The sequence below is a fragment of the Gracilinema caldarium DSM 7334 genome, from assembly GCF_000219725.1.
Lineage (GTDB): Bacteria > Spirochaetota > Spirochaetia > Treponematales > Breznakiellaceae > Gracilinema > Gracilinema caldarium.
The window spans coordinates 1,168,182-1,180,097 of the sequence record NC_015732.1 but is presented as its reverse complement, the minus strand read 5'-3'; the positions used below and the strand labels follow the sequence as shown (position 1 = coordinate 1,180,097).

At 47.4% G+C, this 11,916-nt stretch carries 11 protein-coding genes; all 11 read right to left on the bottom strand.

The annotated features are described in order from the left end of the window. Positions 1-2: 2 nt before the first annotated feature. On the bottom strand, positions 3-1,565 hold the full coding sequence (locus SPICA_RS05385; RefSeq protein WP_013968523.1) for an Ig-like domain-containing domain: 1,563 nt from the start codon (positions 1,563-1,565) through the stop codon (positions 3-5). Continuing rightward, entirely contained in the window at positions 1,562-3,055 is a 1,494-nt protein-coding gene (locus SPICA_RS05380) for an Ig-like domain-containing protein (RefSeq protein ID WP_013968522.1), read from the bottom strand. The genes SPICA_RS05385 and SPICA_RS05380 overlap by 4 nt, the downstream gene beginning before the upstream one ends. Then, positions 3,036-4,415 carry an efflux RND transporter periplasmic adaptor subunit gene (locus SPICA_RS05375; RefSeq protein WP_013968521.1) on the bottom strand — a complete coding sequence of 460 codons (1,380 nt, stop codon included), beginning with the start codon at positions 4,413-4,415 and terminating at the stop codon, positions 3,036-3,038. The genes SPICA_RS05380 and SPICA_RS05375 overlap by 20 nt, the downstream gene beginning before the upstream one ends. Continuing rightward, a complete protein-coding gene (locus SPICA_RS05370; RefSeq protein ID WP_013968520.1) occupies positions 4,412-5,848 on the bottom strand; it encodes a TolC family protein in 1,437 nt (478 codons plus the stop codon). The genes SPICA_RS05375 and SPICA_RS05370 overlap by 4 nt, the downstream gene beginning before the upstream one ends. Further along, positions 5,845-6,360 (bottom strand): hypothetical protein, encoded by a 516-nt coding sequence (locus SPICA_RS05365; protein WP_013968519.1) that lies wholly within the window; start codon positions 6,358-6,360, stop codon positions 5,845-5,847. The genes SPICA_RS05370 and SPICA_RS05365 overlap by 4 nt, the downstream gene beginning before the upstream one ends. Beyond that, positions 6,357-7,073: a tetratricopeptide repeat protein gene (locus tag SPICA_RS05360; RefSeq protein ID WP_013968518.1), complete on the bottom strand. Its 717-nt coding sequence runs from the start codon at positions 7,071-7,073 to the stop codon at positions 6,357-6,359. Before SPICA_RS05360 ends, SPICA_RS05365 begins: the two co-directional genes overlap by 4 nt. Next, complete coding sequence (locus SPICA_RS05355) at positions 7,070-8,083, bottom strand: hypothetical protein (protein ID WP_041396153.1); 1,014 nt, start codon at positions 8,081-8,083, stop codon at positions 7,070-7,072. The genes SPICA_RS05360 and SPICA_RS05355 overlap by 4 nt, the downstream gene beginning before the upstream one ends. A 161-nt stretch (positions 8,084-8,244) precedes the next feature. Beyond that, positions 8,245-9,096: a carbohydrate ABC transporter permease gene (locus SPICA_RS05350; RefSeq protein WP_013968517.1), complete on the bottom strand. Its 852-nt coding sequence runs from the start codon at positions 9,094-9,096 to the stop codon at positions 8,245-8,247. A gap of 1 nt (position 9,097) precedes the next feature. Continuing rightward, the gene (locus tag SPICA_RS05345; protein ID WP_013968516.1) at positions 9,098-10,051 is read right to left on the bottom strand and encodes a carbohydrate ABC transporter permease; all 954 of its coding nucleotides are present in this window, start codon (positions 10,049-10,051) and stop codon (positions 9,098-9,100) included. A gap of 78 nt (positions 10,052-10,129) precedes the next feature. Continuing rightward, on the bottom strand, positions 10,130-11,398 hold the full coding sequence (locus tag SPICA_RS05340) for an ABC transporter substrate-binding protein (RefSeq protein WP_013968515.1): 1,269 nt from the start codon (positions 11,396-11,398) through the stop codon (positions 10,130-10,132). Between the two features lie 202 nt (positions 11,399-11,600). Then, the gene (locus SPICA_RS05335; RefSeq protein WP_013968514.1) at positions 11,601-11,909 is read right to left on the bottom strand and encodes a hypothetical protein; all 309 of its coding nucleotides are present in this window, start codon (positions 11,907-11,909) and stop codon (positions 11,601-11,603) included. Between the last annotated feature and the right edge of the window lie 7 nt (positions 11,910-11,916).

The following is an 11,916-nucleotide window of genomic DNA, read 5'->3' as shown; positions in this document are numbered from 1 at the left end:
GCCTATTTACAGAGCGGAAGGGTCTGCAATCCCTCCCCCCTATTCCCCAGGGTGTCTGACAGATCTGAGGACAGACTAAAGGTAACCACTCCGCCATTGGTCCCATTGGTAATGAGCCCCCGGACTTCTACCCGTTCATAGTCAGCCCATTCAGGGACCGGATCTGCCCAGGTAAAACCGCTGTTCTTGATGCTCCGGGGAGCGAAACTAAGGGCACTGTTGGTAGCATTGACATTAAGGCTGTTCATCAAAGAAAACAGATCTAGGTGAGCATCCTGGGCCATATCAAAATAAAGTTCAAACCAGGTATCGGTGGGCACATCATAGGGGTAGCGATCGGTTCCACTACTGATTGGTAGATCGCTGAAGGAATCCGACATTGCATAACGAACAGGTTCTTCATTACCCGCTCCACCACCGGGGGCAAGGGGCAGCCGTAGACCGATGAACCGTGGAGGTTTGCTGGCAGGTCCGTTATTCAGAACCCTACAGAGAACCTGCTGGGTACTGGTATTCCCATGGATATCCGTAATACCCCGGCCTAAACTCAGGGTATACTGCTTTCCATAAACCGGTGAATCGGTAAAGGTTAGCTCTATGGTCGTCGATGCCGGATAGGGCGGCGAAAGGGTAAACCCGAGACTGCTCTGAAAAGAGAGCCTGTTCTTAACCGAACTGGGATCCACGGGCTCAGAAAATTCTAAGGCGATACGATAGGTTCTTTCAAAGTTTTCATTAACCGGTACGGAGGATCCTGGTCCTGAATCTCCATAAAACTCAGTAAAAACAAGGTCCTGCCGGAGATTGCCCTCCCTGTCCAGGGCCCTTATACTCACAAGCCTGGGGGGCTCCGTATCATCTCCAACAGAAAAATGCAGGCGATAGGATTGACCCATGGGACGGCCGTAGCAGTCAGGTAAGTCTTTTCCCAAAGTACATACATAGCTCCTTCCGTTTGACCATGGCTGGGAAGGAGTAAAGCGTGCCACAGTCCCGTCCGATTCCAGACTCCAGAGCCCCTGAATACTGGGGGAAAAGGAACTATATTGATACAGATTTTCCAGGTTTACTGCCCGGGAAAAGGTAAGGATAACCGGTTCCATACAGGGGCCTTCAGCATCGGCACCCAACAGGCCCCCTTCGGCGGGAATGGTTCCAAGCAGTACCATTCGGGTACCATTAGGTCGAGTCGAGAATCGCCCTTCAAAGGCCGAATCTAACGATAGCCCCCTTGTATCCTGGGCATCGGTAGCTATCCCAATACGATAATCCCGGTTTGGTAGTATTCCGCCAGCAGGATAAAAGGTAAGCTGCCTGCCCTGCCAGACGAAGGTTCCCGATAAGGCAAGGCCATCTTCGGTACAGGAAAAACTGCGTTCCACACTATACCGGTCTGGGTCATGGGAAAACTCCAGTGTTATGGCAGGGCCAGAAAAGTCAGGGTGGGCTCCCTCTCCAGGACTCCAGCTTCGGACGATAAACGGAGCGTCCCGCAGAATATCACAGCCCCCTATAAGCGCAGCAAAGAGCGTATATAATAGAAGGATTTTATTATTGATTTTCATTGCTGGGCCTCCAGCATGAGTACAATAGGTTCCTTAAGCCAGTAGCCCAGTCCTTCCTGAAGAGATGTAGTAATTCCCGACCTCCCTCCTGCCAGGGAGAGCCGGTAATAATGGGGTACATCAACACTCCCACCTTCTAGACCTACCCAGACAAGCCTTACGGTGCTGTCGGAAAGCCAAGAGCCCCGCTGTAAGGCAACCGGTGCAAGACTCCCCGGAAAATAGGGTGCAAGGTTCACCTGTTTTAAAAGGGCAATTTGTGCCTCAGCAGTAAAGGGATGAGAAAACTGCAGATTGATGGCCAGCTTCCCCTCAGGAGCTTGCAGGGGCGCGGTGTAGACCCCCTGGGGTCTTTCAGAGAAGGGGCCAGAAAAGATCAGCGCTCCATCAGCCTGAACTGAGCGAAGTTCCAGGTAGGGAATAGACGGAGTAAAGACTTCCCGGTACTCCTGCTCCAGGCTCAGGGCTGAGAGATCCTTCGTATCTGCCGACACTATAAGCACATAGGTGATTCCCGGTTCAGGAGGACGGTCAGGAATATAACCTACTGTCCGTTCATCAATCTGTACCGTATATCCAGACAGGGTTGGCTCTATTCGCAAAGCCTGCAGGAGACTTTCCCGGTTCATCGGCTCAGAAAAGCGAACCCCCAGAGCCTGGCCGATATCGAGATCATTCAGCGTGGAACCCAGTTCCACCCAATCCGTACCGGTCCTGCCAAAGCAAAGGGTAGCTTCTATTCGGGGTCGTTCCGCATCAAGGTTGGTGGAAAAGGTTCCCTGAGCTTCTTTGCCAAGGGGTATCCCTTCTCTGCTCGTGGCGCTGGTTTTAAGGTTCCACCGGTATACAGTCCAGGGATTGAGAGGCTTTTGAGGAGTAACCTGGAGCACCTGGTCTTCATCGGACCACAACCATTCGATCCGGTCTATGCCTTCTATGGTCAGGGCATCCTGAACGGTCTTACGGTCCATAGATCGGGAAAATCGGAACTGGAGTGGCGGTCCATGGGGGGCTGACAGGTCAGTATCGGTAACCTGCACCGCCACTGTGGCGCCAGAAGGGGGATCGACACTGAGCAGGATCGGAGCGACGCCCTTAAGAAGTCCATAAAAGGGATGATCTAGAGAAAGCCGCAGTTCCCGGCCATCCTTCGCATGAACCAATCCTTTTAGTGCCAGGTTATACCGGATACCCGCCTTCCAGGGAGAAAGGGGAACAAATACCAGGGTGGTACCATGCCAGTGGAGGTCCCCTTCAATCGAGCCTGCTCTGGAGGTAACGGTCAAAGCCTTTTCCACCTCCCGCTCGTCCATTTCTGTATCAAAGCTAATCTTTAGAGCAGAAAAGGGTTCCGGTAGAATTCCATCCGCTTCCGCTGGGTATAGGCTATATCCAATAGGCCTGAGGTCTATGATATTACAGGAAATTAGGATGCTACCCAGTGTACAGAGACTGAGCCAAACCAACAGGTTACTGGAGGATTTCCACATAGTCTCCCTCCTGCAACCCTGTTTCAGGTTTATCAACCAGAACCATCTGGTTTGTAAGGCCATCCAGCACTTCCCTGTTTGTCCCGATAGTTTGTCCAAGCCGTATTGTTTTTTCCAGCAATCTGTTTTGTTGGATGATGAAAACCCTGCCAGTATCAGCCTGTTTTTCTACCAGAGCCGATTCGGGAATCACCAGGGCTTTTCGGTCATTTCCAAGGTGAATTGTCGCCCGGGCAAACATACCAGGCTTAAGTTTACCTTTCTGTACGGCCCTGCTGTCTAAAAGCAGCCGTACCATAAAAGTAAAGGACTGGTTATCTGCGGTAGGAGATACAAGTTCTACCCGGGCAGGGACAGGGTTGGGAAGACCGTCGATAACCACTTGGGCCTCCATACCCCCTGCGATACGCTGCGCATCCTGTTCTCGGACTGGAATAACCGCATACAGAGAACGGGTGTCGATAATCGTAAGCAGCTTATCATCCCGCTTCACCCGTTCGCCGGGTTCTACATAACGGGCTGCCAGAATTCCCGACAGGGGACTTGTAAGGGTTAATTCCTGTTCTGCAAGCATGGCCGATTCCAGCTCCCGGCTTGCTGCTCCCAGCTGGGCCTCAGCGGCCTGGACTTCGGCCTGCAGGGTTGTGGTGGCAAGCCTGATCCGTGCCGCCAAGAGCTCTGCTTCATTTTTTGGAATATCTATTCCAGCGGCCCGGAGGTCCTGGGTGCGTAAACCGATCCATCGAATCGCCAGGTCCTGTTCCTGTAGCCTGAGCCGTTCCGCCATCGATTCCAGGGCAAACCGGGCGCTGCGAATGGTTTCTTCGGTAATACCTCCAGCCTTATACAGGGCTTCCTGATCCTCTAGCTTTCTTGCCTGTTCCTGGTACTCTTTTCTGGCTTGAGCCAGCTCCGCTTCTGTTTTAGCAAGGTCCAGGATGCGAGCCTCAGCCTGGAATTTCCCCTCCAATAATCTGGCACGGGCTAGTTCCCATGCGGCCAGTGCCTGGTCCCGGGCATTTTTTGCCCTGTTTACCCCAAGGTTGATCTGTGGATTCTCAAGCACTGCCACCACAGTTCCCTGACTGACAGGGGTCCCTTCCTGTCTCAACATTGTCACGATTTTTCCTTCCTGGGGGCTGGTAATATCTACCTTTTTCAGGAAAGAAAGGGAGCCAAAACCGTTTACTTCATCGGGAATGGTTATTTCCTTGGCGAAGCAGGTACGAACTTGACTGCGGGAATCCTTTCCCTTTACTGTACTATACGCAGTCATTTCCCCCCTGGCTTTAGCACAGCTCGAAATAAAAAAAGCGTGTAACCCTAGTACAGTAAAAATGATAACTCCCCGGTGTTTCATGAATGACTCCCCTGTAACTGTTTTATATAGGGCCCCAGCTCGCCGGGGGCCAAATCCAGAAATTTTTCCAGTTCCCGTTCTGCCTGTAAGAGGCTTACAGCAGCCTCTACAACCGCAATTTCCTGGCTGGAATAGTCGATACGGGCCTTCATAACTTCCAGAGTGGTAGCCTGTCCCAGGGAATGTTTTACTTCCGTCAGGGCGAGTTTTTTCCAGAACAGCTCCGACTGTTTTTGGGTGAGGAGCCGTCGATCTTCAGCCATACCACAGGCCTTAAGGAGACGGGTTACCTGCTGTTCTGTTTGTTTTAAGAGCAGGGCATACCGTTCCTGTTCCATCATTAACATGGCCTGGAGCGACGCCTTCGTAAGGGCTGATCCAGGATCAGGAACCGGTTCAGCTGAACTTTGTACAAGGGCCGTACGATCAGTAGTTCCTTCCCAGCCGGTTTTTCCGCCTACAGACCCGGAGAGTAAGGGTCCTGCAAACTCAAGCGATAACCCCAATGAATAGGAATAACGGCTTAAGGGATATCGGTCCCCCGAGAGAGAGAAATCTCCTGAAAGTTTCAAGGTTGGCCACCAGTCTCGCTCGGCATGCTGGAGCTGTACCTGCAATTTTTGTATTTCAGAACGGGCACGGACCAGATCCGGATGCACCGCTGCAACGAGCTGACATAATTGAGTTTCCAGACTGGTATCACTAGTCCGAGGTATTACCGTAGCTCGGTTTGTATCAATTCGTTCAGTTAAGGCAGGCAAACTTTGGAGACCTAAAAGTAAAGCCAGATTAAGCCGGGCAAGCTCCAGTTCGAGCCTCAGGGACTGTTCACTGAGCCGTGCATCTTCAAGACTCAGTGCAGCTTCATCCAAATCGGTTTGCAGAGCTAAACCACGACGAACTTCTTCTTCTAAAATTGCAATCTGTAGTTCAAGGGCTGTAAGATTTGCGTTCTTTATCTCCAAAAGGGCTTCTTTATAGATTATGGTTCTATAGAGATTGATAGCCGATTCTCCTATTTCTGCTGCTTTCCGCCGCAGATCCATTCGGCTTATAGTAAGTTCTGCCTTTTCCAGGTTCCGGCTCGCCTGCAGCCGGCCTCCATCCCAGAGCATTTGCTGGAGGCCTATGGTGTAGGTCTTGGTAAAGGAATCGGCCCCTATGGTAGAAAGCCGGTCATTTTCAGAAGCAGAAAGGTTCAGTTTTGGAAGAAAGGCCCGAAAGCCCAGGACCCAAGATCCCTCTTTTAAAACCTGCTGGGCTTCGGATCCCCTCAGGTCCGGGGAAACTGCGATAGCCTGTTCTGCCGCGGCCTTCATCGTAAGGGTCTTTGCCAGAGCAGGTTCAGCCTGGGACCACAGACTTGCTACCGAAACAAGCCCTGCAGTGAGCAGCAGTACCGGGGCAACCTGACCGGTCTTGGCTCTCATCATAAGCCCAGGTCTCTGTTGAAAAGAGGAGTAAGGGCTTTACGAAGCAGCATCTCAAGATCTCGAGAGGAGGAAAGGCTTTTACCGCTTACCGAGAGGGCTCTCCCCACTGCCAGGGGCCTCTGAGAAAGCACGGTGCTATCTTTACGTTCCCAAAGCCACCCATCAATGGCGATAGATCGCCGACTTTGCCATCCATCCAAATACTCCCGTTCAACAGCCTGCAGTTCCAGGCGATACTGGGCAGGCTGTCCTTCTCCAGCAACCTGGTAACCGTATTCCAGGATAATCAGCTTAGCGATACGTTCTAATTCTGCCTGTACTGAACCTGCTCCCAGAGCTTTGTCTACAGAGATGTTTCCAATTTCGATGCTAACCCCAGACCTGTTATACTGGACCTTATCCCGATCCCAAGCTGTACTGCCTGACCAGGGTATAGAAACACAATTGGTACAGAGCAGGGGGAGGGAGATCAGGGAGGAAAAAACCAAGAACTTTTTGGCCCACCGCTTCATCGTACAAGCTCCTGTACCTGGGAAGTAATTGTTTTCTGGAGTGCAAGTACCGGGGAGCGCAGTGTAGAATCCTCTGGAATAAGGGTTAATGCGGCAACAAGATCTTCCAGTGCCCTAGACCCGTCCCCGGCAATCCACCTGATGCGAGCCCGTTCTACAAACAGCAAAGCCCCTTCTCCCATAGCAGCAAGAGCCTGATTCAGATAACGCTGTTTTATCGCACCATGTTCTGATAGTTCTGCTAAAACCCTATAAGCTTTATAATTATCTGGATCATCAGTAAGAATATCCTCTGCTATGGTGCGGGCTTTTTCATCATTGCCAAAGGAACGCTCCACATAGGCAAGATAAAGCCGTGCCTCTACTGAAGCAGGACGGAGTTCTAGAGCCTTTGTCAGAGCACGCTCTGCCTCTTTATAGTTACCGGTAAAAAACAAAGCCTTTCCCTGCAACATTACGGTAGGATAGGAAGGTTTTGATGCTGCTGTTATCTGTACCACATCCTGAAAGCGTCCCTGGTTGTACAATTCTAAGGCCTGTTGATACTGTTCCAGGGTATGACCCGAAAGTTTTTTTTCTCCCATACTGCAAGAGTGAAACATAATGAAAGCCGCAATACCGATAAGGCTCAGTACAATCTGCAGAATTATCGTAAAGAGGGCCAGTGCAGGATCGAGTCCAGCGGACTTTTGTTCCTGAGTATCACCTTTCATGATCTGCCTCCGGAAATATAGCGAAGCCGCTCCGCAAGGCGCCCGGAAGCCCTTTTCTGTTCCTGTTCAAAAAATGTTACAATATCCTTATTTTCAGCCAGCCCGCGGCATGCCCCAAGTGCATAGAGTGTGTAGGGATTGTCGGGCAATGCTAACAGGGGAAACAGGTCTTTAAGCCCTTCAATCCTTCCTGTCTGTATGGTTGTTGTAATGAGGGTTTCAATTTCCATACGGGTTCTCAGGGCGGGAGCATCCTTTTTAGTAAGCCCCACTGCTTGAGCCAAAAGTGAACGACCTTCTTCTGCAAAGGGCCCCTGAGGAGCTAGGGATACACATCGCTCTGCCGCATCAATCTGTTGAGTCCCGAGGGAGTAACGGGCTGCTACCAGCCAATAATAGGGATAGTTACTATAACGGGATCGAAGCGCCAGGTATGCTTCGAACACCTTTTGTTCATTCTTACCTGTAGAAAGGAGAAAAACCCGTTCCAGCCATCGCGGGAATGCATCAATCTCATATTTATTCAGGTTGATGTGCGTAAGAGCTTCCAGACCCTTTTTGCCAGATCCGGATAAAAAGGCCCGACAAACATTAAGCGAAGTAATCACCTGTTGGTTTTCAGGGAATTGCTGTTCTACCGCCTTAAGCCGACCTTCCAGGTCCTTTGTTGTTAGGTAGCCATATTGATAGGCAAAAAATATCTCCTTAAAGGCACTCAGGACTGCTCCAGCCAGATCCCCCGATTTTTCATACAGGGTCGATTCAGAAAGCCCCATACCGGGACTGAAGCCCTTGCTGCGTTCTCCTTCCGCAAGCTGATATATTGCTTTTTTATTAGCATCATCCGGTTCATTTTCAATCGTCCCGTCACCGTTATAGGTCTGGTTTTTCTGGTCAACAGATTTTTTTTCTTCACTACCGAAAACTGGAATCACGAGAAAGCTCAGGATACCCAAAATAGCACCCACCAGACCGGCAAAAACAAACCATTTTGTTACAATATGTTTCAACTGTCACCCCCTAGGTTTTTATAAACCTTTCAAGGGACAGTACGAAAAGAAACGGCTTTTTGCTTTAATAAAATAAAAAAGCCAGCCATAAACCCAAAAAAGGTTATTACAGCTGGCTCACGTAACTCGTTTTATAATGTTAGGTTCAGAAAAACCTGCAACTATTCTTTTAAACTACCCATTGCAATACCGGCAATAATGAATTGGGATGCAAAGGAGTAAAAGACAATAATAGGTACCAAAGAAATGGCGATACCAAGATATATCGAACCATACTCAGTGCGGTAAATGTCACCCCGGAGCATCTGTACCAACATGGGCAAGGTATATTTCTTTGGATCTGAAATAAGAATAAAGGGGGTCATAAAGTTATTCCAGGAGCCAATAAAGCTGAAGATTGCTTGGGTAGCCAGGGCTGGCTGGATCACCGGGAGAATGACTAGATTAAAGATGTAGAACTCCCCTGCCCCGTCAATGCGGGCTGCATCAATGAGTTCGAAAGATAAGGTTGAAGAAAAATATTGCTTAATGAAAAATACAACCGCAGGAGCTGCAATACCCGGTATAATAAGAGGAATATAACTATTTAAAAGCTTGAGACGGGCAACGAATTGGTAAAAACCTATAAACGAAAGAGCCCCCGGCAACATCATGGTAAAAAGTATGAGTACCCATACAAAGTTTTTTAATTTAAATTTGTATACATGTAAAGCATAGGCGGTTAGTGCAGAAAAATAAACTACAATGATGGTGCTTGAAAGGGCAATAAAAAGACTGTTCCCAAAGCCTTGAGAAATCTGAAAATTTCTGTTTGTCAGGTTTTTCCAGTTATTTATGGTATTTGAACCGGGAATAAAAGAAATTCCTTCGTTAATCTGCGCATTTGTTCTTGTAGCATTGATTAACATAAGGTATATGGGAATTACTACCAGCAAGGTAATAATAAGCATAAAAAGGTAAATACCAAATCTGCTCAAGCTGGCAGACAACCTATAATTAGTATTCTTCATCATGTCACCCCACCGACTTTGGCTGCCGTTCCTTCATCATAGAAAAAATGATGATGGCCAGTATTACTGTTATTATAAAAATACCCACAGAGATGGCAGCCCCATAGGCATAATTATTGCCACCCTGGAAAGCTGTATTATAAAAATAGACCATCATGGTGCGAATTTTATAGTCAGGGCCACCTCGCATGTCGGTGAGCAAGAAGGGTATCTCAAACATCTGCATACCACCAATCATAGAAGTGATTAAGAGATACAACATCATCGGCCGTAAAAGAGGAATTGTTATATACCATGCCCGTTGCCGTTTATTGGCTCCATCAATCACAGCGGATTCAAAAATTGATGGGCTGATACCGACAATTCCGGCAATCAAAAGGATCAGTGTGGATCCAGTCCATAACCACCATTGAATATAAGAAACGATGGCTCTCGTCATCGGTACACTTCTAAAGAAATTAAATGCTTCCTGTATTACCTGTCCGTTTTCACCAATTCTGGTAGACCAAAAGCCTAAACCTGTTAGAAATGAGTTCACCGGTCCAACAGGATATGCAAAGAGGCTTCTGTACAACATAGCCACCGAAGCAGCACTTAACAGGTTGGGAAGATAAAAGATTGTTCTAAAAATACCCTTATACTTAAGTCTCAAAGTATCATCGGTAAACCAAAGAGCAAAGAGCAGGGCAATTCCCAACTGTGGAACAAAATTAAAGAACCATACAATCGCGGTATTCTGAATTGCTTCCCAAAAATATTTATCACCAAATAATTTTTTATAATTTTCAAAACCAATTAACATAAAATCGGCACGCAGCCCCTTAAGATCACTAAAACTTAGTAATATCGTGTAAATTATTGGCCATAACTGAAATAATACATAGGTAATTAAAAATGGTAAAACAAATATATAACCATATTTACTTAAACGTCGCTCGATACCAGACGGACCCTTCACACCAACCCCCTCGATATTGCACTACAAACATGGGATGTCTAGCGTACGTTCCAGACATCCCATTATAAGACTACTTAATTAGAATCCTAAGGTTGATTTTACCTGTTCTTTGAATGCTTCAAGTGCCTGTTCTTTAGTCTTTTCACCATTCACATAGGCTGTAACTGCTTCGTTAAAGAGACCTTCGATAGCCTGATCAGTACCCTGGATCAGCTTACCATCGATATTAACAGCCATCTTGGCGAATTCAGCATAGTGGTTCTGGCCACCGAGGAAGGGCTCAGAATAGGTATCTTTTATTGCATTAACGACGTTCTTGTTGGAAACCATGTCACCGGTATCCTTTGCCCACTTGGTCAGGAATTCATCGCTTGTTGCAAGGTATTTAATAAATTCCTTCGCAAGGTTAGGTGATTTGGTACCTTTGTAAGCTGCAAGCCAGGTACCGCCCCAGAAATAGCCAGCGGGTCCCTGAATCATAGCCCAGTCACCGGAAGTAGCAGGAGCGTTAGTCTTTAATACATAGTGGAGGCCCCAGGTAGGAAGGAAGTAAGAGAATACTTCAATAGACTGCCCCTTTTCATTTTTCAGATCACCCTTCATACCAGCAAACCAGCCTTCAGACCACTGACTAACCCGGCCCTCATAGCCCTTATCTTTAAGAGTCTTTGCCATTTCCATATAAGAAATCATCGCAGGATCGATGACCAATTTGCCATCTACAACCCAGGGCTGTTTCCGGGCACCCTTATAGGGCATGAACATATCACCGGTAGAGGATACAACTACACAACTTCCCTTAGATTTATTTTTAAGAAGTGCTGCAGTTTCAAGAAACTTATTTAGATCGGTAAAATATTTTTGAACTTCTGCAGGATCATCAGTTCCAAGGTATTTTTTTGCAAGGCTTCGGCGATAGAACATAGCACCGGGAGTTACCTGCCAAGAAAGACCATAAACTTTGCCGTTATAGGTACCAACTTCGATCGGATAGCCGAACATCTTGGATTTAACCTCATTGGCGACATCGGTAATATCCAGGAGAAGGCCCGATTCAATATACTTCCTCACGAAAGCTGCTTCAAGGGCAAATACATCAGGCGCGCCTTGGCCGGAGGCAAGTACTGGATCGAGCTTATTCGGGAACTGATCCGTGGGAGTAAGAGAGTATTCTAGTTTTACATCAGGATTTGCAGGGCTATAATACTTGTCAATCATGTTCTTTACTTCATCAGTAAAGGACCATACAACAAGCGACTTTGGCTCATTTTGAGCAGCCTTTTGACCTTTCGCACACCCGAGAACCAGGAGCGAAACCGCTACAAAAGCTAGTACCAGCTTTTTCATGTTATCCTCCTACAAGTTTCTTAATATGAACACTAAAGCGCAATCGATTGCGCTTTCAGATATACTAGTACGATTCTTGTATCTTGTCAAATATTTTTATCACTTTTTAGCATGAAACGAGAGAGGACCACCACGAAACCTGTCATAGACCAATGGATGTGGATAAACTAAAAGCGGTGTACCATGATGGATGATAGTATCTTTAATTTCTTAACTCATTTTCTCGTTTTTCAATCGATTTTTTTAAGTCTGCTATCTGATCAATAAGAGCTTTAATTTCTGGATCTGAAAAAGAAATTGTATCGATACCTTTATCGACAAAGGCAGTATATACCTCAGAACCAAGACGACCAAGTAATTTCTGCACCTGTCCCTGTAGCTGAGCTATTTCCAGCTTTAAAACACCCTTCTCTCCTAAATCCTGTGCCTTTGCTCCAGCCTTTGCCATGAGATCCCGGGTTGTTTCCATTCCTTTTCCAAAATACCCTTTCAGTTTATCACCAAATGACATAGCAAAT

Excerpts from the sequence above, each read along its gene's own strand:
- SPICA_RS05385 (WP_013968523.1), bottom strand. The coding sequence starts at position 1,565 with ATGAAAATCAATAATAAAATCCTTCTATTATATACGCTCTTTGCTGCG.
- SPICA_RS05380 (WP_013968522.1), bottom strand. The coding sequence starts at position 3,055 with ATGTGGAAATCCTCCAGTAACCTGTTGGTTTGGCTCAGTCTCTGTACA.
- SPICA_RS05375 (WP_013968521.1), bottom strand. The coding sequence starts at position 4,415 with ATGAAACACCGGGGAGTTATCATTTTTACTGTACTAGGGTTACACGCT.
- SPICA_RS05370 (WP_013968520.1), bottom strand. The coding sequence starts at position 5,848 with ATGATGAGAGCCAAGACCGGTCAGGTTGCCCCGGTACTGCTGCTCACT.
- SPICA_RS05365 (WP_013968519.1), bottom strand. The coding sequence starts at position 6,360 with ATGAAGCGGTGGGCCAAAAAGTTCTTGGTTTTTTCCTCCCTGATCTCC.
- SPICA_RS05360 (WP_013968518.1), bottom strand. The coding sequence starts at position 7,073 with ATGAAAGGTGATACTCAGGAACAAAAGTCCGCTGGACTCGATCCTGCA.
- SPICA_RS05350 (WP_013968517.1), bottom strand. The coding sequence starts at position 9,096 with ATGATGAAGAATACTAATTATAGGTTGTCTGCCAGCTTGAGCAGATTT.
- SPICA_RS05340 (WP_013968515.1), bottom strand. The coding sequence starts at position 11,398 with ATGAAAAAGCTGGTACTAGCTTTTGTAGCGGTTTCGCTCCTGGTTCTC.
- SPICA_RS05335 (WP_013968514.1), bottom strand. The coding sequence starts at position 11,909 with ATGTCATTTGGTGATAAACTGAAAGGGTATTTTGGAAAAGGAATGGAA.